Origin of the sequence: Methylocystis echinoides (assembly GCF_040687965.1) — a bacterium.
Classification (GTDB): domain Bacteria; phylum Pseudomonadota; class Alphaproteobacteria; order Rhizobiales; family Beijerinckiaceae; genus Methylocystis; species Methylocystis echinoides_A.
Genome location: NZ_CP156084.1, coordinates 2,532,617 through 2,553,743, shown reverse-complemented (window position 1 = coordinate 2,553,743; position 21,127 = coordinate 2,532,617). Strand labels below are relative to the sequence as shown.

19 protein-coding genes and 1 other RNA gene are annotated in these 21,127 nt (G+C 64.5%); 8 read left to right on the top strand and 12 right to left on the bottom strand.

Annotated elements, in window-relative coordinates; all coding sequences use genetic code 11:
* Window position 1 precedes the first annotated feature (1 nt).
* The 7 genes from mraY to rnpB form a co-directional block, all read right to left on the bottom strand.
* Window positions 2-1,084: a phospho-N-acetylmuramoyl-pentapeptide-transferase gene (gene mraY, locus RVU70_RS12475; protein ID WP_363346722.1), complete on the bottom strand. Its 1,083-nt coding sequence runs from the start codon at window positions 1,082-1,084 to the stop codon at window positions 2-4.
* Between the two features lie 13 nt (window positions 1,085-1,097).
* The gene (locus tag RVU70_RS12470; protein ID WP_363346721.1) at window positions 1,098-2,516 is read right to left on the bottom strand and encodes a UDP-N-acetylmuramoylalanyl-D-glutamyl-2,6-diaminopimelate--D-alanyl-D-alanine ligase; all 1,419 of its coding nucleotides are present in this window, start codon (window positions 2,514-2,516) and stop codon (window positions 1,098-1,100) included.
* On the bottom strand, window positions 2,513-3,967 hold the full coding sequence (locus RVU70_RS12465) for a UDP-N-acetylmuramoyl-L-alanyl-D-glutamate--2,6-diaminopimelate ligase (RefSeq protein WP_363346719.1): 1,455 nt from the start codon (window positions 3,965-3,967) through the stop codon (window positions 2,513-2,515). Before RVU70_RS12465 ends, RVU70_RS12470 begins: the two co-directional genes overlap by 4 nt.
* Window positions 3,967-5,760: a peptidoglycan D,D-transpeptidase FtsI family protein gene (locus tag RVU70_RS12460; RefSeq protein WP_405044801.1), complete on the bottom strand. Its 1,794-nt coding sequence runs from the start codon at window positions 5,758-5,760 to the stop codon at window positions 3,967-3,969. Before RVU70_RS12460 ends, RVU70_RS12465 begins: the two co-directional genes overlap by 1 nt.
* On the bottom strand, window positions 5,757-6,233 hold the full coding sequence (locus RVU70_RS12455) for a hypothetical protein (protein WP_363346717.1): 477 nt from the start codon (window positions 6,231-6,233) through the stop codon (window positions 5,757-5,759). The genes RVU70_RS12460 and RVU70_RS12455 overlap by 4 nt, the downstream gene beginning before the upstream one ends.
* The gene (gene rsmH / locus RVU70_RS12450) at window positions 6,234-7,274 is read right to left on the bottom strand and encodes a 16S rRNA (cytosine(1402)-N(4))-methyltransferase RsmH (protein ID WP_363346715.1); all 1,041 of its coding nucleotides are present in this window, start codon (window positions 7,272-7,274) and stop codon (window positions 6,234-6,236) included.
* Between the two features lie 255 nt (window positions 7,275-7,529).
* Window positions 7,530-7,919, bottom strand: an RNA gene (gene rnpB, locus RVU70_RS12445) — RNase P RNA component class A.
* A gap of 135 nt (window positions 7,920-8,054) precedes the next feature.
* Between rnpB and RVU70_RS12440 the strand changes: the two genes are divergently transcribed.
* The gene (locus tag RVU70_RS12440) at window positions 8,055-8,456 is read left to right on the top strand and encodes a hypothetical protein (RefSeq protein ID WP_363346713.1); all 402 of its coding nucleotides are present in this window, start codon (window positions 8,055-8,057) and stop codon (window positions 8,454-8,456) included.
* On the opposite strand, the gene RVU70_RS12435 is transcribed toward RVU70_RS12440, so the two are convergent.
* Complete coding sequence (locus tag RVU70_RS12435) at window positions 8,453-8,995, bottom strand: hypothetical protein (RefSeq protein ID WP_363346711.1); 543 nt, start codon at window positions 8,993-8,995, stop codon at window positions 8,453-8,455. The two genes, RVU70_RS12440 and RVU70_RS12435, sit on opposite strands and share 4 nt — an antisense overlap.
* A 98-nt stretch (window positions 8,996-9,093) precedes the next feature.
* Between RVU70_RS12435 and RVU70_RS12430 the strand changes: the two genes are divergently transcribed.
* Both RVU70_RS12430 and RVU70_RS12425 read left to right on the top strand, forming a co-directional pair.
* Window positions 9,094-11,340 (top strand): primosomal protein N', encoded by a 2,247-nt coding sequence (locus tag RVU70_RS12430; RefSeq protein WP_363346709.1) that lies wholly within the window; start codon window positions 9,094-9,096, stop codon window positions 11,338-11,340.
* A 146-nt stretch (window positions 11,341-11,486) separates the two neighbouring features.
* Window positions 11,487-12,068 (top strand): hypothetical protein, encoded by a 582-nt coding sequence (locus tag RVU70_RS12425; RefSeq protein ID WP_363346707.1) that lies wholly within the window; start codon window positions 11,487-11,489, stop codon window positions 12,066-12,068.
* A 24-nt stretch (window positions 12,069-12,092) separates the two neighbouring features.
* Here the strand turns inward: RVU70_RS12425 and RVU70_RS12420 are convergent, their stop codons facing one another.
* The gene (locus tag RVU70_RS12420; RefSeq protein ID WP_363346705.1) at window positions 12,093-12,764 is read right to left on the bottom strand and encodes a DUF6496 domain-containing protein; all 672 of its coding nucleotides are present in this window, start codon (window positions 12,762-12,764) and stop codon (window positions 12,093-12,095) included.
* Between RVU70_RS12420 and RVU70_RS12415 the strand changes: the two genes are divergently transcribed.
* From RVU70_RS12415 to RVU70_RS12405, 3 genes are all read left to right on the top strand, one after another.
* On the top strand, window positions 12,645-13,424 hold the full coding sequence (locus tag RVU70_RS12415; RefSeq protein ID WP_363351314.1) for a tryptophan 2,3-dioxygenase family protein: 780 nt from the start codon (window positions 12,645-12,647) through the stop codon (window positions 13,422-13,424). The two genes, RVU70_RS12420 and RVU70_RS12415, sit on opposite strands and share 120 nt — an antisense overlap.
* Window positions 13,421-14,623 (top strand): aminotransferase class V-fold PLP-dependent enzyme, encoded by a 1,203-nt coding sequence (locus RVU70_RS12410; protein ID WP_363346703.1) that lies wholly within the window; start codon window positions 13,421-13,423, stop codon window positions 14,621-14,623. Before RVU70_RS12415 ends, RVU70_RS12410 begins: the two co-directional genes overlap by 4 nt.
* Window positions 14,624-14,718: 95 nt before the next feature.
* A complete protein-coding gene (locus RVU70_RS12405) occupies window positions 14,719-15,285 on the top strand; it encodes an HPF/RaiA family ribosome-associated protein (RefSeq protein ID WP_363346701.1) in 567 nt (188 codons plus the stop codon).
* Between the two features lie 52 nt (window positions 15,286-15,337).
* Here the strand turns inward: RVU70_RS12405 and RVU70_RS12400 are convergent, their stop codons facing one another.
* The 3 genes from RVU70_RS12400 to RVU70_RS12390 are packed head-to-tail and all read right to left on the bottom strand — an operon-like array spanning window position 15,338 to window position 18,790.
* Window positions 15,338-16,105 (bottom strand): glucose 1-dehydrogenase, encoded by a 768-nt coding sequence (locus RVU70_RS12400; protein WP_363346699.1) that lies wholly within the window; start codon window positions 16,103-16,105, stop codon window positions 15,338-15,340.
* Between the two features lie 22 nt (window positions 16,106-16,127).
* The gene (locus RVU70_RS12395) at window positions 16,128-17,699 is read right to left on the bottom strand and encodes an FAD-dependent oxidoreductase (RefSeq protein WP_363346697.1); all 1,572 of its coding nucleotides are present in this window, start codon (window positions 17,697-17,699) and stop codon (window positions 16,128-16,130) included.
* Window positions 17,700-17,713: 14 nt separating this feature from the next.
* Window positions 17,714-18,790 (bottom strand): LuxR C-terminal-related transcriptional regulator, encoded by a 1,077-nt coding sequence (locus tag RVU70_RS12390; RefSeq protein ID WP_363346695.1) that lies wholly within the window; start codon window positions 18,788-18,790, stop codon window positions 17,714-17,716.
* A 126-nt stretch (window positions 18,791-18,916) separates the two neighbouring features.
* Between RVU70_RS12390 and RVU70_RS12385 the strand changes: the two genes are divergently transcribed.
* Window positions 18,917-19,723: an alpha/beta fold hydrolase gene (locus tag RVU70_RS12385; RefSeq protein WP_363346693.1), complete on the top strand. Its 807-nt coding sequence runs from the start codon at window positions 18,917-18,919 to the stop codon at window positions 19,721-19,723.
* 218 nt (window positions 19,724-19,941) lie between these two features.
* A complete protein-coding gene (locus tag RVU70_RS12380) occupies window positions 19,942-21,072 on the top strand; it encodes a cobalamin-independent methionine synthase II family protein (protein WP_363346691.1) in 1,131 nt (376 codons plus the stop codon).
* Window positions 21,073-21,127 lie beyond the last annotated feature (55 nt).

Genomic DNA, 21,127 nt, shown 5'->3' with positions numbered 1-21,127 from the left:
CTCACCTCAGCTTCAGCGTGGCGAGGCCGATGAGGGCCAGCACGAATGCGATGATCCAGAAGCGGATGACGATCTGCGGCTCCTTCCAGCCCTTCTGTTCGAAGTGATGATGGATCGGCGCCATGAGGAAGATGCGCTTGCCGGTGGTCTTGTAATAGGCGACCTGGATGATGACCGAAGCGCCCTCGAGCACGAACAGGCCGCCGACGATCGCGAGCACGAATTCCTGCTTCACGGCCACCGCCACCGTGCCGAGCAGACCGCCGAGCGCGAGCGAGCCGGTGTCGCCCATGAAGATCTGCGCCGGCGGCGCGTTGTACCAGAGGAATCCGAGCCCCGCGCCGACAAAGGCCGCGCAGACGATCGTCAATTCGCCGACGCCCGCCACGTAATTGACGCCGAGATAGTTCGAGAAAATCGAATTGCCGACGAGATAGGCGAAGATCGCGAAGGTGCCGACCGCGATCATCGACGGCACGATCGCCAATCCGTCGAGACCGTCGGTAAGATTGACGCAATTGCCGGCGGCGACGATGACGAAAGCGCCGAAAACGAGGAAAAACATTCCCAACGAGCCGATGTATCCCTTCACCATGGGAATGGCGAGCTTCGACATATTCTCGCCGCCGACCTTGGTGAGGAAATAGCAGGCGACGCCCGCGATAAGGAATTCGAGCGCGAGGCGCGCCTTCCCGGAAAAACCCGCGTGCGACTGTTTGGTCACTTTCAGGTAATCGTCGTAGAAGCCGATCGCGCCGAAGGACACGGTGACGAAAAGAACGATCCAGACATAGGCGTTGCTGAGCTTCGCCCAGAGCAGCGTCGCGACGATGAGGCCGGAGAGGATCATGAGCCCGCCCATCGTCGGCGTGCCCTTCTTGGTCACGAGATGCGATTGCGGCCCATCGGTGCGGATCGGCTGTCCCTTCCCCTGCCGCACGCGCAGCGCCGCTATGGTCTCAGGCGCAAAGAAGAAGACGCAAAAAAGCGCGGTCGCCGCCGCCATGGCGGCGCGGAAGGTGATGTAGCGGAAGACGTTGAGCGGACTGAAATAGGGTGACAGTTCCGCAAGCAGCGTGAGCATAGATCTTACTTCCTCAGCTGGCCGTCTCGGCCGCGAATTTCTCTTTCAACGCCGCGACGATTCGCGAGATGCGCGACCCGTTGGAACCTTTGACCATGACGACGTCGCCCGGCCGAATTGCGGCGACCGCCGCCTCCTCCAGTTCGAGCGGCGTGGCGCGATGGGCGCCGCGAAGCCGCTCCGGCGCCGCGTAATACAGCCGCGACATCAACGGGCCCGCCGTGAACAACAGATCGACCTTGGCGCGTTCCACATCTTCGGCGAGGCCGGCGTGGAGTTCGCCCGCCTGCGGGCCAAGCTCCAACATGTCGCCCAGCACGGCGATGCGGCGGCCGCCCGGGCTCGGCGTCGTCGAGCACAGCAGATCGAGCGCCGCGCGCATGGAGGTCGGATTGGCGTTATAGCTTTCATCGATGAGGGTGAAGACGCCGTCGCCCGTATCGAGCGTCTCGCGCTGTCCGCGGCCCGCCGTCGGCGTGAATTCCACGAAGGCCTCGGCGGCCTTTGCGACGTCGATGTCGAAGGCGACCGCCACGAGCAGAGCGGCGAGCGAATTCAGCGCAATATGCTTGCCAGGGGCGCCGATGCGATAGACGAGTCTGTTGCCGAGAATATCAGCGGTGATTTCATACGCGTCGCCGACGCTCCTGTAATCGAGGAGCCGCGCCTGCGCGCCTTGGGATTCGCCGAAATCGAAGATATGGCCTGCATAGGGAGACGCCGCCTCGGCGAGCCGCGCATAATGGTCGTCGTCGCGGTTGATGATGGCGACGCCGCCCTCGAGCCCCGTGAAAATTTCCGCCTTCGCGTCGGCGATGCCTTCGACGGAATCGAAGAATTCGAGATGGACGGGAGCGACGCGCGTAATCACGGCCACATGCGGGCGCACCTGGGCGACGAGGCCGGCGATTTCGCCCGCATGGTTCATGCCCAGTTCGAAAACGCCGTAGCGCGTCGAGGCCGGCATGCGCGCAAGAGTCAGTGGCACGCCCCACTGATTATTATAGGAGGCGACAGAGGCATGGGCGCCGCCGAAACGCGACAGCATGAGGCGCGTCATGTCTTTTGTGGAGGTCTTGCCGACCGAACCGGTGATCGCGGCGATGAAAGCGGCGGTGCGGTCGCGCGCGCGCATGCCGAGGAATTCGAGCGAGCGCTGCACGTCCTTCACGACGAAGAGCGGTCCGACGCCGGCGAGATCCAGCGCATGCGCTTCGTCGATGACGGCGGCGGCGGCGCCCTTCTCGAAGGCTGCGCGCACGAACTCATGGCCGTCGCGCGCCTCGCCGCGAATGGCGACGAATAGATCGCCCGGCTGCAGCGTGCGCGTGTCGATCGAGACGCCCGTCGCCTCGCGCGCCAGCGCGCCGCTGACGCGGGCCTGAAGGGCGCCGACCAGCGCGAGTCCCGACCAAAGGGGTTCCTGCCTCATGAACCATGCTCCTGCAGCGCCTTTACGACCGCCTCGTGATCTGAAAAGGGCAATATGCGATTGCCGACAATCTGGCCAGTCTCGTGGCCCTTGCCGGCGACGACAAGCGCGTCGCCGGCGCAAAGATCGGCGACGGCTCTGGAAATGGCCTCGCCCCGGTCGGCAATTTCGATGATCTTCGCCGGCCCTGCGCCGCGCGCGCCCGCGATGATTTCGGCGCGGATCGTCCCCGGCTCCTCGCTGCGCGGATTATCGTCCGTGACGATGGCGACATCGGCGCCGCGCGCGGCGATCTCGCCCATCAGCGGCCGCTTGCCCTTGTCGCGATCGCCGCCGCAGCCGAAGACGACGATGAGCCGCCCGGGCGCCAGGGGACGCACTGTCGCGAGCACCTTTTCCAGCGCGTCGGGCTTGTGGGCGTAATCGACGAAGACGGGCGCGCCATGGCGCGCGCCAATGAGTTCGAGACGACCCGGCGCGCCTTTGAGACCTCCGAGCGTCGCGAAGACGCGGGCCGGCGCGTCGCCCGCGGCGATGGCGAGACCGGCGGCGACGAGCGCATTGGCGACCTGAAAGGCGCCCGCGAGCGGAAGCTCGACTTTATACGCCGTCCCTGCGTGGACGAGCGTCAGGCCCGTCGCAAGCGCGCTCGGCCGCGCCTCCTTCAAAACGATCGCCTCGCCCTTCCTGCCGACGCTGAAGATTTGCAATCCGCGCGCTTGGCAGACCGAGGCGACGCGCGCGGCAATATCGGCGTCGGCGTCGATGACCGCCGTCTGGTTCGGCTGCAGCAGCGTGTCGAAGAGACGCATCTTCGCCGCGAAATACTCTTCCATGTCTCGGTGGTGATCGAGATGGTCTCGCGAGAAATTGGTGAAGCCCGCCACGGTCAGGCGCACCCCGTCGAGCCGCCGTTGATCGATGCCGAGCGACGAGGCCTCCATGGCGACATGCGTGACTCCGCGCCTGGCGAGTTCGTCGAGGATCTTATGGAGCTCCACGGGCCCCGGCGTGGTCAGCGCGCCGTAATGGGCGCCTTTCGAATCCACGACGCCCACTGTCCCGAGAGAGGCGGCCTCGTGGCCGAGCGCCGCCCAGATCTGACGCAGAAACGCGACGACGGAAGTCTTGCCGCTGGTGCCGGTGACGGCGACGATCGTTTGCGGCTGGCGCGGATAGAAGCGCGCCGCCGCCTGTGCGAGCGCCGCGCGCACGTCCGCGACGACGAGGAGCGGCAGCGGGCAATCGGCTTCGCGCTGCGCAATAACAACGACGGCGCCGCGCGCCCTGGCGTCCTCTACATAAGAAAGACCATCCCCGGCGTGGCCGGGGATCGCGAAAAAGGCAAAGCTCTCGTCAACCGCGCGGCTGTCCGCCGTGAGGCCGGCGATCTCGAGCTCCGCAAGGGCGGGGTCGAGGTCGTCTCGGGCGAGGAGCTGATCGAGACGCATCAGTGGCCATGGCCTCCGGTCGCAGGGACATTGGCCATGCCATAGCCGAGTTTGGCCAGCAGCGGGAAGGGCAGATGCGGCGGCTCGAAGCGCGGCGCGAGCCCCAGGATCGGGCCGACGCGCTCGATAATCTGCCCCGTGACATGGCCTGAATTATAGGCGGCCGTCGCATAGCCGCCGGTCTCGGGCAGGCCCTGCGGCTCGTCCATGATGGTCAGGAACAGATATTTCGGCTTGTCGGCCGGCGAGACCGCCATGAAGGTCGTGAACAGGCGGTTCTTGGAATAATGGCCGCCGATCACCTTTTCCGCCGTGCCCGTCTTGCCGCCCACGTAATAGCCGTTGACGTCGACCCTCTTCGCGGTGCCAATCTCGGCGTTGAGCCGCATGAGATAGCGCATGGCTTCGCTCGTCTCGGGCTTGATCACCTGAACGGCGTCCTTCATCGCCTCTTCGGGCGTGCGCTTCAGAAAGGTCGGGGTGATGAGATAACCGCCGTTCATCAGGGCGCCGACGGCCATCATCGCCTGCAGCGGCGCGACGGCGAGTCCATGGCCGAAAGCGATCGTCATCGTATTCAGCTCGCCCCAGTTTCTGGGCACGATCGGCTCGGCGCTCTCCGGCAATTCGGTGCGCATGCGCGTGAGCTGCCCCATCTTGCGCAGAAAGGCCTTATGCTTCTCCACGCCCTGCCCCATCGCCATGCGCGCGGTGCCGACGTTGGAGGAATAGGTAAAAACCTCGGGCACCGTGAGCGCGCGGTTCTGCGCGTGATAATCGTGGATCTTGAAGCGCCCGAAGGACAGCGCGCCCCGCGCGTCGAGGCGCGAGTTCAGATTGACCTTGCCCGAGTCGAGCGCCATGGCGATGGTCAGCGCCTTGAATGTCGAGCCCATCTCGTAGACGCCGACATTCATGCGGTTGATGTGGATCGGATCGAGCGCCTCGGTCGGCTTATTGGGATCGTAATCCGGATAGGAGGCGAGCGCGACCAATTCGCCCGTATTGACGTCCATGATCGCGGCGGCGCCGGCCTTGGCCTTGAAATGCTCGACGCCCTTGACGACTTCGTCGCGGAGCGCATGCGTCGCCCGGATGTCGAGAGACAGGGTCACCGGCTGAAGGTCGTCCGGCGTCCCGCCGAAACCGAGATTATGCAGATCCGCGAGGCCCTGCCCGTCGATATACTTCTCGATGCCGGCGATGCCCTGGTTGTCGACATTGGCGAAGCCTAGCACATGGGCCCCGATCGGACCGTTGGGATAGACGCGCTTGTTTTCGGCGATCAGGCCAACGCCCGGAAGCCCCAGATGGAACACCTCGTCGCGCTGGTGGGGCGAGACTTCGCGCTTCACCCAGACGAAACCCTTTTTCGAGCCGAGACGTTCGCGCAGCTCCTTGGAATCCACATCGGGCAGGACGGCGGTGAGCAGCTCCGTCGCTTCGTCCTTGTCGACGAGTCGGCGCGGCTCGGCGAAGACCGACATGACCTTGACGTCGCTCGCCAGCACTTCGCCGTTGCGGTCGAGAATGTCCGGGCGCGAGGCTGCGACGGCCTCAGCGGCGGCGCGGCGGGTCGTCGCCGGCTCCGGCTTGAAGCCGAGATAGACGAGCTTGGCGCCGATGACGCCGTAAAGCGCCAAAAAGCCCAGCGCCGCGAGCCGCATGCGCGGCGCGCTCGAGTCGAGGCTCGTCGTAAAGACGCGGCGGATCATCGCCCGCCATTTCGACGGCTTTTCCGCCGCACGGGCCGAGGGCGTCTCCGGCTCCGGCATAGGCGAGGGCTCTGTCATGGCTTTTTCGGCTCCTGGCTCGAAGCGGATGGGCCGGCGCTCGGCGCCTTGGCGGCGGTGACTTTCGGCGTCGCGCTTTTTGCTCTCGCCGGTTCGGATTTCGGCGTCGTCGTCGGCGCGGCGGGAACCGCGGGCGGCGTCGCCGAGGCGCTGAGGCCAATCTCGCTGAGCTTGGCTCCGATCGAGTCCGTGCGCGCCTTTTGCGGCAACGCTTGCGCCGGGACGAGCTGCGTCACCTGGAGCGGCTTCATCTCGGGCAGATACTGATCCGCCAGCGGCTGCAGCCGTTCGGGCCGGGTCATATAGGCCCAATCCGCCCGCAATACGGCGATCGCGTCGCGCTCCGCCTTGATGTCGATCTTGGTCTTGGCGATTTGCTCCGCGCGGTAGCTCGTCTGATATTTGATCGAATAGGCGTAAACCGCCGAGCCGACGAGCGCGGTGATCGCGAGGATGTTGAGGAGCCGCAGCATTCAGGCTTTTCCCTTGTCGCGCGCCGGGAGGCGGGCGAGCCGCATGAGTTGGTCGCTTAAGGGCAGCGGCGGCGCGGCGGTGCGCGTCGCATGGCGCAGCTTGGCGGAGCGGGCGCGCGGGTTGGCGGCGATCTCCTCGCGCGCGGGCGCTATCGGCTGGCGCCCTTCGCATATGAAGCTCGCGGGCGGCGGCGCGGCCTCGCCGGGAAGACGGCGGGAGCCGGTCTCGCCGCGTCCGCAACGCGCGGCGAGAAACTGCTTCACGATCCGGTCTTCGAGCGAGTGGAAGGTGACGACGGCGAGGCGTCCGCCTTCGATCAGAACCCGCTCGGCCGCGGCGAGGCCGTCGAGCAATTGGCCAAGCTCGTCGTTGACGGCGATGCGCAGCGCCTGAAAGCTTTTCGTCGCGGGATGAATGTCGCCGGGCCGGCCGGGCGCGACGCGCGCAATCAGCTCGGCGAGCGGTTTGGTCGAGAGGAAAGGCGCGAGCTTGCGGTCATGTGCGATGGCGCGGGCGATGCGGCGCGCGGCGCGCTCCTCGCCGTAGAAATAGAAGATGTCGGCAAGCGTCTCTTCGTCGGCCTCATTGACGAGGTCGGCCGCGCTCGAGCCTGTCCCTTCCATGCGCATGTCGAGCGGCCCGTCGCCGCGAAACGAGAAGCCGCGTTCGGCCTCGTCGAACTGCATCGAGGAAACGCCGATGTCGAAGACGACGCCGTCGAGCGGCGAGAACCCTTGCGCGGCGGCGACCCTCTCGAGCTCCGAGAAACGCGCCTCGACGAGCGTCAAGCGACCGCCCGAGGCTTGGACGAGATCGGCGCCGGCGGCGATCGCAGTCGGATCGCGATCGAGCGCCAGCACTTTCGTGTCGTCCGCGGCGAGAATGGCGCGCGTATAGCCGCCGGCGCCGAAGGTCGCGTCCAGATAGCGGCCGCCCGCACGCGGGCGCAGCGCCGCAACCGCCTCAGCGAGCAAGACCGGAACATGCCGGACCCCGCCGCTCTGCGCCGGGTCGAGATCCGCGCTGTTGTCGCCGCCCATCGCCCTCATCCTCGCATTCGCCGTCGCCGCCCGCCCGAGGCGCCGCGCCGCGGCCGGGCTATCCTCGGCCCGTCTGGCGGTGGGGGTGCGTCGCGGCGAAATCGTCTGGCGGGCCATGTTTGTTCTAAGCAAAGGGCTCAAGCGGCGGCGCGCCGCAGCGCCTGCCTGAGACGCCGAAAGCCATTAAGCTTTGTTAGTCTTAAGGGAGGGTTTACGCAGGAGCGCCGCGCGCGTCGAACCCAAGACAAAAAAGCAAAAGCCAGCCGGCCTGTAAGCCGGGTTCTGTATGGCGCGCGCCCGGTTTCCCGAGAACGCGCGTGACGGCCATTCCTCTGGGACGGTCGTCGCCGACCGCCTCGAGCAACCAACCCGGACGACATCCCGGAGACGGGTTGAAAGCCTCGAAAGAGGCTTTCGTCGTCCCTATTCGGTTTTGCTCCCGGCGGGGCTTGCCATGCCCTGAGCGTTGCCGTTCAGGCGGTGCGCTCTTACCGCACCCTTTCACCCTTACCGGGCGCGAGGCCCGGCGGTTTGCTTTCTGTGGCGCTTTCCCTGGGGTCGCCCCCGCCGGACGTTATCCGGCGCCGTGTCTCCGTGGAGCCCGGACTTTCCTCTGCATGACGCAGCGGCCGTCCGGCCGACTGGCTTTGATCAGGGATAGGGAGCCCGGCGCGGAAGGTCAAGGCGGCGCACGCTCTCTCCTGTCCGGAAGTTGATGTCGCGCGAAGCGCGATGACCGGGTAATGTGACGCGTTCGCTTTTTCAACGGAGAGCTTTCGGATGACCGGACCATTGCGCATCTTCGCAGGCGTCATGCTCGCCGCCCTGCTCCTGGCTGACGCCGCGGCTTACGCGGTTCCGCTGGCGGCGCCCCCGGCGACGGGTCCGGCGGCGACCTTGGCGCGCGGCGGGTTTTATGGCGGCGTCGGCCGTCCGGTCGCAGGCTACCGTGGCGGCTATTATCGGCCGGGCGGCTATTACCGTGGCGGCTACTATGCCGGCTGGCGACGCCCCGCCTATGGTTGGGCCCCTGGCGGCGCGATCGCCGCGGGCGCGGCGATCGGCGTGCTGAGCGCCGCCGCGGCGGCGTCCTATGCGACCTCCGCCGCGCCGGCGGACGGTCTATGCTGGTTTTACACGGACGCAACCTACAGCGCCGGCTTCTGGGACGCCTGCCCCTAGCTCTGCATGAAGCGCGGCAGACGGAGCGGGCCCGCCCCTTTCCATGTCAGCCGCGACGATTCCCGCAGGCGATCGGAAGCCATTGCGCCGCCGGCAAGGCCCAGGGTGAAGGCGAGATAGGCGAGCAGCATGCCGCCGGTCGAGAACAAGAGCTCCCAACCGGGGGTAAACCGCTTGGGCGTCGCGCCGTAATCAACGACGGCTGCGACCCCCGCCATCGCCGCGGAGTCGCGCAGCAGCGTCGGAAGCGAGCGCGGCGGATTGAACGCGAGCCAGGCCTCGAAGGGGGCGGCCCAGAAGATTGCCGAACCGAGATGCGTGAGAAACCCCACGAGCGTATGCCGACCCGTCGGCAGCTCGACATTGGCCGCCGCATCGCCGTTGAGCCAGTGACTCGTGGCGTTGATCGGCTGCAAGGCCCCCTTCCCCTGCATTTTTGCAAGCGCCATGAGCGCGGCGGATGAGACAAGCGCGGCGACGACCCCCGTCACCACGGCCGACTGGCCGATCCTCGGCACATTGCTGTTTGCTTTGTTCATCTGAACCTCCGGGGCGCCTTCTGTGGCAGATGCAACCGCGCGCGGCGGGCTTCGTTCCGCCGCTTCCGGCGCGTCCCGTTATGCTTTAAGCCCGCCTCATGAGCGTGGCGGAGGATCAATCGACAGGCGCCCGGGTGGTCGATGTGCTGGCGCCCGTCGCCGTTGACGCGCCCTATTCCTATCTGGCTCCGCCCGCCCTCGCGCTTGCGCCTGGCGACAGCGTCAAAATCCCCCTGGGCGCCCGCGAAGCCTATGGCGTCGTCTGGTCTGTGGCCGAGACGCCCGCGCCAGCGCATGCAAATCTCAAGACTGTCGCGGCCCGGCTCGACCGGCCGCCGCTGCCGCAGACGCTGCGCGACTTCATCGACTGGCTGGCGCGCTACACGCTGACGCCGCGCGGCATGGCGCTGCGGCTCGCAACGCGCGCGGCGGAAGAGGCCGCGCCCGAGGCGCTGCGAACGCTCTACCGCGCAACCGGCCAGGCCCCCGAACGTCTTACCCCGACCCGCGCGCGCGTGCTGGCGGCGGCCGAGGGCGGCATGGCGTTTTCGAAGAAGGCCCTCGCGGAAGCCGCCGGCTGCGGCCCGACCGTGATTGACGCGCTCGTCGACGACGGCGCGCTTGTCGCAATGACGGCGCCGCCGGACCCCGTGGCGGGGGCGCTCGATCCGGCCTATTCCCCGCCCAGTCTCGAACCCGCCCAGTTCGACGCCGCGAAAGCGCTGGTCTCCGCCGTGCGCGCGAAGGCCTACGCGCCCTTCCTGCTCGAGGGCGTCACCGGCTCGGGAAAGACCGAGGTCTATTTCGAGGCCATCGCCGCGGCGCTTGAAGACGGCGGGCAGGCGCTGGTGATGATGCCGGAGATCGCTCTCACCGCGCAATTTCTCGAACGCTTCGCCGCGCGCTTCGGCGAAAAGCCAGCCGAATGGCATTCGGGCGTGAGCGCAAGAAAACGCGCCCGTATCTGGCGCGCGGCCGCGACGGGCAAACTCAGCGTCGTCGCGGGCGCGCGCTCCGCCCTGTTTCTCCCCTTCTGCAATCTGCGGCTCATCGTCGTCGATGAGGAACATGAAGCGGCCTATAAGCAGGACGATGGCGTCTGCTACCACGCCCGCGACATGGCCGTCGTGCGCGCGCGTTTCGAGCACGCCGCCATCGTGCTTGCTTCGGCGACGCCTTCCATCGAGACGCGCGTCAACGCAGAAAGCGGACGCTATCGCCATCTGCGCCTGCACGCCCGCGCCGGCGCGCGTCCCATGCCGCTGCTCGAGCCGATCGACATGCGGCGCGAAGGGCCGTCGCGGGGCCGCTGGATTGCGCCGCGGCTTGCATCCGCGGTTGCCGAAACGATTGCGCGCGGCGAGCAGACGTTGCTCTTTCTCAATCGCCGCGGCTATGCGCCGCTCACGCTCTGCCGCGACTGCGGGCATCGCTTCCGTTGCCGGCAATGCGACGCCTGGCTCGTCGAGCATCGGTTCCGCCGCGCGCTCGTCTGCCACCATTGCGGCCATGTCGAAAGACGGCCGGACACATGCCCCGAGTGTCACGCGACGGACTCGCTCGCCGCCTGCGGTCCCGGCGTCGAGCGTCTCGCCGAAGAAGCCGCGACGCTTTTTCCCGACGCGCGCGTTCTGGTTCTTTCGTCGGATTTTCCAGGCGGCGCGGAACGGCTGCGGCGCGAACTCGATGACATCGCCAAGGGCGCCTTCGACATCGTTATCGGGACGCAGCTTGTCGCCAAGGGCCATAATTTTCCGCAGCTCACCCTCGTCGGCGTCGTGGACGCGGATCTGGGTCTGGGCAGCGGCGATCCGCGCGCGTCCGAGCGGACTTTCCAATTGCTCAATCAGGTGACAGGGCGCGCCGGGCGCGGCGACAAGCCGGGGCGCGCGCTGATTCAGACGTTCCAGCCCGAGCATCCGGTCATCGCCGCCTTGCTCTCGGGCGACGCTGAAAAGTTCTACGCGCAGGAAATCGCCCTACGCCGACGCGCGGGCCTGCCGCCCTACGGGCGCCTCGCCGCGCTCATCGTTTCCGCAAAGGACGCTGCGACGGCCGAAGCGCACGCCCGCGCGCTGGCGCGCGCCGCCCATGATTTGCCGCCAGCGCCGCGTTATCGCGTCGCCGCGCCGGGCAGCCTGCCGGAGGCGGAGGACATCCTGCTGCTCGGCCCCGCGGAAGCGCCGATTGCGCTCATTCGCGGGCGGTTTCGTTACCGACTGCTGGTCAAGGCGCCGCGAAGCGCCGACGTACAGAGCTTCCTGCGCGATCTGATCGACGCGGCGCCGAAGCCGCGCGGCGGCGTGCGCGTGCAGATCGACGTCGACCCCCAGACGTTCCTGTAGCTCATAATAACTTCAGCTTAACAATAAGATTAACTACAAACCGTCGGATGAGCGCCGGCAAGCGTGAACCGCAGCAACCGCAGCTTGATCGGAGTCGTTCGGATATGTTACCGAAGTCTTAATTTACGTGTGAGGGGCTCCGAGCCGTGCGTATTTTCCGGTTTTCCAAGAGCGTCGGCCTTGTCGCCGCCTTCACCCTCCTCCTCGCCAGCGCGCCTGCAAGCGCGGATTTTCTCGACGACCTCTTCGGCGGCGGCGAAAGCGCCGCGCCGCCCCCGGCTCCTGTGCGCGCGAGGCCCCAGCGGAAAGCGCGCGATGGCTTCTCCATCCGTTCGCTCGATGAGCGCAAGTCTGCGCGCGTCGCGAAGGATAAGAAGGACGAGGACGAAGACGCCGGGCATGGGCCCTATGTTGCGGGATCGCGCCCTGTCAGGGCCGCGCTTTGCGCCTCGCCCGGCGCCGCGAAAGTCGACAACGCGACCGCCTATCTCCGGGACGAAACGCTGCGCGCCGGCGATAGCGTCGTGACCGACGGCGCGATCGTCGTCTTCAAGGGGAACCGCGGATGTCCGCATGGCGCATCCGACTTCGTCTCCGTCGCACGCGCCGATCTGCCCAAAGTAAAACGCAACGCCTTGGCTGCTCTGGAACAGAGCATGCGGTCGCCACAGCGCAGTTTCACCATCGAGGACGACCAGCCGAAGGTCGCGGGCCACGATCCGCACTGACGCGAAGCGGCGTTCTCCTTCAGTTTACTCGCCTCGTAACGTGCGGTCCTGCGCTGCCTTGCCCTCGGCTTCCGCCTCGGCCGTCTGCCCCTTTCTCTCCTTCTCCTTAGTCTTGCGCAGGGTCGCCTTGTTCTTCGCCGGGCTTTCCTGTTTCGTAGCGCCTGCCTCGTGCAGAGCGATGGCAATCGCCTGCCGCGAGTTCTTGACCTTCGCGCCGGAGCCGGCCGTTTTGAGCTCGCCATGCTTATACTCGTGCATGACGCGGTGGATGGTTTCCTTCTGATCTTTGCTTTCTCTTGGCATGACGAGCGCCTCCAGACCGTGGTGGTCCAGAAATGGCGCGCCGCGGCGCCATGTGAAGCGGCCGGCCCAAGGCGTTGAATCCAGCGGCCGGCGTCGCGCCATGACAAAAATATCCGTCGCTGCGACGCTTCGCTCGACGCGGCCGCGCTCTACCATCACATTCGACGCCTCCGCTTCAAGGAGCGCACCGCCATGGCTGACCCGCGACATCTGGACCGCCTGGAACCGGGAGTCCGCCGCGACCTCGCGGGAAAACTCGACTATGCCCGCTACCTGCAGCTCGACCAGCTCCTGAGCGCGCAGCAACCGCTTTCCTCTCCCCCACACCACGACGAAATGCTGTTTATCATTCAGCATCAGGTCGCCGAGCTGTGGTTCAAGCTCATGCTGCACGAATTGCGCGCCGCCCGCGCGCATATTCGCCACGACGACATCGAGCCCTGCGAGAAGATCCTTTCCCGCGTGAAGGCGACGCAAAAGCAGTTATTCGAACAGTGGTCGGTGCTCGAAACCCTCACCCCCAGCGAATATGTGCAGTTCAGACATTTGCTGGGACCGGCCTCGGGTCTCCAGTCGCGCCAGTTTCGCCTGGTCGAATTCATACTAGGCAATAAGCAGGGCGATATTCTGCAACTCTACGCGCACGACGAAACGTCGCTTATCGAGCTCCGCGCGGAGCTCGAGTCTCCCAGCCTCTATGACGAATTTCTATGTTATCTCCACAGATCGGGGCACGAGGTGCCGAGCGCTAGCATCGCGCGCGATTGGACCAAGCCTCATGAACGAAGCGACGACCTCGTCAAGGTTTTCCAGCGCATCTACGCCGAACCGAGCGCCTATTGGAAAGAATACGCCCTGTGCGAGAAGCTCGTCGACATCGACGAGCATCACCAGCTCTGGCGCTTCCGCCATATGAAGACCGTCGAGCGGATCATCGGCTACAAGCCGGGCACCGGCGGCTCGTCCGGCGTCGCATTCTTGAAAAAAATCGTGGATCTGACTTTCTTCCCCGAGCTTCTCGACGTCAGAACCGCAATCGGAGCGCCGCCATGAAGGCGATCGAGGCGGCCGTCCGCGCACTCGGAGACCGAACATTCGAGGAGCAGGATCTCCGCCGTCATATCGATCCTTTGTTCTCCCGGGTCTTGCACGGAAGGCCGTCTATTTATCTCGCGAACCATTCGCTCGGGCGTCCGCTCGACCGAACGGAAGACGACGTCGAGGAGGGCCTTGGTCTCTGGTACGCCGATCTGGACGCCGCCTGGAATGGATGGGAGGCGGAAATGCTTCGTTTCCGGTCGCGCGTCGCGGACTTGATTCATGCGGCGGGCGCCCACTGCATCGTTCCCAAGACGAGCGCGGGCCAGGGATTGCGCGCTGTCTTGAACCGCCGTGACAAACCCCTGCGGGTGATCGCGTCACGCAGCGAATTCGCTTCGATCGACGTAATTCTCAAAGCCTACCGGGCCCACGGGCGCCTCGCCGTTCATTGGGTCAGCCCGAGCGAGGGACGCCTCTACCGCGCCGAGGATTTTTTGGACGCGTTGCAAGGCGAAGCTGATCTGCTCGTACTGTCCCTGGTGTTTTTCGACACCGGACAGCTTCTCGATAATGTCGAAACGATTATCGACGCTGCAAGAGAGCGGCGGGTCGAAGTCCTTCTCGACCTCTATCACGCCGCTGGGGCCCTTCCCGTCGACGTCGCCGGTCTTGGCGTCGACTACGCCATCGGCGGCTCCTATAAATATCTGCGGGGCGGACCTGGCGCCGCATGGCTCTATGTCCATCCACGCCGCCTCGACGAAGCGCCGAGGACGCTCGATACGGGGTGGTTCGCATCGGCGACGGCGTCAAGCTTCGAGCGGACTGACACGGTGCGATTCGCACAAGGCGCAAACGGCTGGCTCGAATCGACGCCTGCAATCCTGCCCTTTTATCAGGCGCGGGCGGGGCTGGAATTTACGCTCGCGATGGGAGTCGCGCGCCTGCGCGCCTATTCATTAGCGCAGCAGAAGCTCTTTAACGCTGAACTCAATGACCGCGGCGTCGCCTGCTTTGCGCCACAAAGCCCGCGAGGCGCCTTTGTCGCAGTTCCCCATAATGATGCAACGGCCGCAATCGAACGTCTTGCCGCGGAGGGCGTGGTCGCCGACGCTCGGGAAGGCTTGCTGCGTTTCTGCCCCGACATATTGACGTCGTCACACGAACTCTGCGAGGCGGCGCAACGTATTGCGCGTGTGGTGCGACGTTGAGGAAAGGCGGCGCAGACGATGAAATCAAGTAACATTGCTCTGGGCGAGCGGCGCTGACGCTGACGCCTGTCCCGGTAAAAGAAGGGAGTCGCACGATGAAAACCCAGCCGCAGATCGATTTTCAAGGCATGGATCCCTCCGAGAGCTTCCGGCAGCAAATCGTCAGCCATATCGAGCGGCTCGAAGACCGCTATGGGCGAATGACCTCCTGCCGCGTGGTGGTCAAGGCGCCAGGCGGCCATCATCGGACCGGCGGCCTTTATGAAATAAACATCTACCTCAGCCTGCCTGACGAACGCGAGGTCGCCGTCGAGCGCACGCCGCATCAAGACGAACGCTTTCAGCGCTTCGAATTCGCTCTCGGCGACGCCTTCGCCCGGGCGGTGCGCCAACTGCAAGATCAAGTCGCACGCATGCGCGGAAAGGTGAAGCAACACGACGAACCGCTGACGGGCGTGGTCAGACGGCTGATGCGCGAAGAAGGTTACGGATTTCTGGAAAGCGCGGACGGCCGAGAAATTTATTTCCATCGCAACAGCGTCCAGGAGCCTGGCTTCGACCATCTTGAGCCTGGCGTTCGCGTGGGATTCAAGGAGGAAGAGGGAGATGAAGGCCCGCAAGCAAGCCGCGTGTCTCCCCTAGGCGAGCACAGTCCAGAGTAGCTTGACGGCGGGGGCGCCGATCGGGGCGCCTCTCATTATCCTTGTGCGCGCGTTAATACGCTGTCATCCCGCCATCGACTGTCAGCACAGTCCCCGTGATGAACGACGCGTCATCTGATAGAAGAAAAACTGCCGCCTTCGAAATCTCTCCGGCTTCTGCATATCGCCCCAGCGGATATTTCGCCAAGCGGCGGGCCTGGGCCTCTGGCGTGAGATCGCTCCCGAGCAGCGCCGCTCCCATGCGCGTCGAACCAATCGTGCCCGGCGCAATCGCATTCACACGGATGCCTGATCGAGCGTAATCGATCGCCATCTGGCGACTGAGAGCGATAATCGCCCCTTTCGAAGCGCAATAGGCCGCCATGTTGGGAACGCCCACCAAACCAGCGATGGACGCGATATTGACAATGGCGCCTCGCCCGCGCGCCTGCATGGAGGGAAGGATCGCCCTGCAGGCATAGAACACACCGTCCAGATTGACGTCCATCACGCGGCGCCATAGTCCGTCATCCGTGTCATGGACGGCCCCGAGAACGGCGACGCCGGCATTATTGACAAGCCCCTCTATAGGACCGAGCGCATCCTCGATTTGTTTCTTAGCGTCCGAAAGCTCCCCACACTTTGAAACGTCCGCGCCGACGCCGAGGGACCGGCCTCCCGCCGCCCGAAGCGCTTGCGCTTCTCGCTCCGCACATGCGCCATCTATGTCAACGATGGCGACCGTGGCGCCCTCGCGCATGAGATCACGCGCAATAGCGAGCCCAAGCCCCGACGCGCCGCCTGTAACCATTACGACTCTGTCGGACAATCCTTTCGTCACGCGCTGCCTTTCGCGACTTCTCTTAAGCTAGATTCGTTAGGTTCGGCTGGCCTGCCCTGAGCCGCGCGAGCTGGATGAAATAAGTGGGATTGAGAAACAGCTCGTCCATCTCTGCAAGCTGGTCGATCGTGAGCCCGCCGCGAACGAGCGCATTCAAATACTGAAAACCATCCTTGGCCCCATAACCCACATGGTGCGCCCCGAGGACGCGTCTGCTGTCGCCATCCAGAATAAGCTTCTGAAAGCCTGACATATGCGGCCGCGCCATTGCGTATAGCATGGTTCGATCGCTTGCCGGCAAGCCGATGTTCAGACCGTCGGGGTTGTCCGGCGGCAGCTTCATAACCACGACGTTCTTGAATTTTTCGCGCGCATCTTCCTCTCCGAGGCCAAGCCAGCTCACCTCGTAATGGGTATGTAAAAAGTCGGGCCAGTCGCGCGGCCGGTAACTGACCTTCTCGCCCATGACCGCGCGCGCCGCATAGGCTCCGCTCTTGCGCGCCTTGAACATCTCCATGGGCGAGCCGATGAGATCGCCCGCAGCAAAAACGCCCGGCGCAGACGTTTGCAGAGCCTCGTCGACAATCACCGCGCCCTTCGCGTCGATCTCGACCCCTAAGGCCTCGACCGCCATTCGTGAGCGCGGTCGCTCGCCGAGCGCATGAAAGACAAAATCCGTCTCGATCTCGATCGGTCCATCCGGCGTCGCGGCGACCACTCGGGCGACACGACGCGCGCTGTCGCCCACAATCTCGACGACATCGGCGCCTTCAATGATCTCGATCCCCTGCTGCAGCATACGCTCGAGGGCGTAGGCGCGCGTCTCCCGATCGGGGATCATATCGAGCGGCCTATTGCGCACCAGCATGATGACGCGGCGGCCCGTCGCATTGAAGAAACAGCCATATTCGACCGCAGTCTTGCCGCCGCCGATCACGACGACGGTTGCGCCTGGTTCGCGGTCGAGCGTCTCAACGAGGGTCGCATAATTATGGACGCCGACGAGTTCGCTTCCCGGCGCCTCGAGGGGCGCCGCCTCGGCCCCGAGCGTCAAAACGAGATGTCTGGCTCGAAAGATCTCGCCGCCCGCCTCGACCGTATGTCGATCGAGGATGCGCGCAGGCGCATTGAGGAGGAATTCGATATCGAGCTGCTCCCTGCTTTGATAATTCATCACTGCGTGCGGGCCCGTGCGGCCCTTGCGGAACAGGTCGACGACCTCCTTGATCGAGGTCAGCTTTTCGCGCAAATCCGGAAACCACAATTCCCCGGAAAAGCTGCGCGCCAACATCAGCTCAGCTGCGCAGTCTGAAAACACATGATGAGGCACGCAAGCACTATGCGGGCACGCACCCCCGAGAAACGGCCAGCAGTCAATGACGAGCTGGCGCCCGCCCATTGCACGCAAATAGGCGGAGCCAAATCGCCCCGCAGCGCCTCCCCCAATGAAAATCGCATCGAACGGGCGGGGATCTTCGTCCTTTATGTTTCTGATCGGGCCAACCGCTTGAGGACAGGCAAGCGCGCGTTCGATTTTTTCCTTCCACTGAGCAACCGACAGGGCGTCCGCACGATTCCGCCCTGGCTCAGCCATGAGACCCTCCATCCTCAGAGACCAAGCCGAACGCGGCTGAGCAGCAAGACCAGTTCCGCCTGGCGCGCGCATCCGGTCTTCTCCAAAACCACGCGGAGCTGAGAGCGGACCGTATTGAGAGACACGTTTCCAATAGCGGCCAGCTCATCCAGCGTGGCTCCGGCGGCCAAACCATGCGCGACGCGCGCCTCCTTCGGCGTAAGACGGAAGAGCGTTATGAGCAGCTCGACTGGCGGCGTCCTCGCCTCCTGGAGCGGAGAAAACAGCACGAGCGCGACGCCGGCCGCGAACACGTCCCGGGCCATGCCCGTGACGGGAACGACATTCACAACCATGAGGCCATTCGCCTCCGAGCGGGCCGGAAACGCGCACGCAGCGCCCGGATTGGTCGACGTGACATCCGCAAGCGCCTTTCTCAGCAAGGCGTCGGCTGTCTTGTCTTTCAATCCCAACTGGTCCTTCGCGCGCAGCTGCACGAAGTCCGACAGAGCTTCGGCGAGATGGTTTACTGCGAGCGCGCGACGCTGGCGATCGACGACCGCCGCAGGCAAACCGATGACAGCAAGCGTCTCGCTCGCGACACGCGCCCGCTCCCACTGCAGACGACTCGCGACGAGCGCGCTACGCGCCAAATGGGGATGAAGTTCATTTAGGCGCCGCAAGGTCGACGGCTCGACCGGGCCGCGCGCATAATCGCGCTCGAGCCCAAGCGTCACATTCGCGCCCGAGGCCACGGGCAGGAGCGTCGCCGCGCCCCAGCCATATCCCCGCGGTCGGAGAAAATCGCGATAGATGGGGTCTGCGTCGAGTTCGTCTTGAGAAAACAGCTCCCTTTCTCCAACAAATCCATTTTGCCGCGCGGCGCGAATTCGCGCCCGTCTGCGTCCGCGGCCGACCCAGCCTCCCGCGACATATTCAGCAACGAGCTCCTTTAGGCCTTCAGACGCCATCCAGCGCAGGCCCTCGGAATTTGGATAATAAAGCGCGCCTCCTCTGGCGCCGGCGACATCCGAAAGGCTGTCGAGAACTTTCGTCCATAGCGCCGGCTCAAAAGCGCTCTCGTAAATGAGAGCCAGCAAGTCCTCATCCATAAAGCCTCGTTGAGGGTTACCTCAGAAGCCGCATCCGATCCTAATATGTCCTTCCGCCAAACGTCAAAGGGTCGCGTCCTTGATTGAAGCTGGAACGCTGGCCTTAGCAATTAGAAAGGCAGCCAGATGCAATCCTTTTCTCTTGATCGCTACAATTGCTTCGAGTTCCAACATGGCGGCTGGACGCGCGCCGTCTTCAAGCGCGGCGCAGGCCCTGCGGTCATCGTCATCCATGAACTGCCCGGTCTTCATCCGCTCGTCGTCCGTTTCGGCGATCGCCTCGTCGACGCCGGGTTTACATGTTATCTGCCAAGCCTGTTCGGCCACCCCGGACGGCCGGTTTCGTCTGCATATGCGCTTTCGTCCTTCGCCTCGACGCTGTGCTTGCGGCGGGAATTCTCGTTTTGGGCCGCGGATCGCTCGAGCCCCATCGTCGATTGGCTGCGCGCGCTGGCTCGTAAGGCGCATGAAGATTGCAGGGGAAACGGAGTCGGCGCAATCGGCATGTGTCTGACGGGGAACTTCGCCCTCGCCATGACGACCGAACCCAGTGTTGTGGCGCCTGTTCTCGCCGAGCCCTCGCTGCCGCTTCCGCTCGGCGCCGCGCGTCGCGCCGCCCTTGGAGCCTCGCCCGAAGAAATTGCTTGCGTCAAAGAGAGGCTCGCTAATGAGGACCTCTCCATTCTCGGCCTGCGCTTTAAGGATGACCCTTACGTTCCGCAAGAAAGATTCGACGCGCTTCGTCGAACCTTCGGCGATCGCTTCGAAGCGATTGAACTCGACCCGCAAAGCGCAAAGCAAGATGCGCCAAAGCCCGCCCACTCCGTTCTCACAATCCATCTGCGCGACGACGATCCCCGCGGCGAGACGCGAATGGCCGAGGCTCGGGTCATTGAATTTTTCAAAGAACGCCTAGGTCAAAGCGCGGTCTAGGCACGAAAGACCGCCGTTCGCTTCACCCATTTGGATGATGATGGTCATGGGTCTAAGCAACTAATCTCAGATAGTGGCGCATCGCCAACGCATTGCCACGTAAACGCTTGCCAGGTTGTGTGGAACTCGGGGAAGATTCAGGACGTTCATCATAGATATTACGTGTCACAGGGGGGCCGGTCAGCTCAAGCGCAAAAAAGAAATTGAAAGGGGAGAGCATGAAGATCGCCGGGAAAGACATTCTCATACCAACCAGCATGGTCGGCAACTACCCGAATCCGCGCTGGTGGGACGCCTCTTTTGCGCGCTATTTCGCGGGAGATCGCGAGCCGCCGGATTCCTTGAGCCGCGAAGCTCTCGAAGACGCCATTGGCTCCATTGCGCTCGATCAGGAGCGCGCCGGCCTGGATATCGTCTCAGACGGACGTATCCACGGCGACAACTATGCTGACACGGCGGTCTACCATTATTTCAGGCGACTGGGCTACGACCTGCGCGGCGGCCATCTCGGCTTCCCGATCTACAGCCGTCTGCATACGGGAACGATCGAGCATGAGATCAAGCGCCGCGGCGCGATCATGGTCGAACAGGCGCGGGCGCTGAAACGCGCGACAACCAAGCCAACCAAGGTGCAATACACGGGCGTCCAGGTTTTGGCGCAATGCACGAACGATCTCCATTACAAGAGTTCTCGTGACCGCGCGCTCGCCATTGCGAAGGCGATAAACGAAGATATCCGCGAAGTCGACGCGCTTGGCGTGGATTTCATACAGCTCGATGAGTTCACCTGGCCTTATTTCTTTGAGGACTGGGCGATCGAGGCCTTCAATACGGCCGTCGACGGCGTCAAGAACGCGCGCATCGTGGTGCATGTCTGCTGGGGAAATTGGGGCGGGACGCCAGCCTATTATCCCGACGAGACCGGCAAGCCTGGCGAAATCTACGATCTGGCCAAGCGCAAGACAGACGCCAGGGCCCCGGCCGCGACGCGCTCGATCGTGCCGAAGGCCTATGAAGCGCGGTTCGACGTCCTCAATCTCGAGAACTGCGGCCGCCGGGTCGACGACATGTCCGGCCTCGACGCATTCAAAGAGTTTCCCTTGCCCGACAATGTGGATTTCTGGGCGGGCGTCATCGACGTGAAAAGCACCATCACCGAGACGGCGGCGCAGGTGGCCGACCGGATCAACGCGCTCCTCAAAGTCATACCCGCCGACCGGCTCGGCGTTACGACAGACTGCGGCCTCATCCTCTTGCAACGCTATATTGCGCAGGACAAGCTTCACGCTTTGGTGGAGGGCGTCAAGCTTGTGCGCGAGCAGGCAGGACGCGCCGTCGCCGCGGAGTAGTCAAGATTTGGCGCGTCGCCAGGCGACGCGCCTCTCACGCGGGAACGCCGGCATG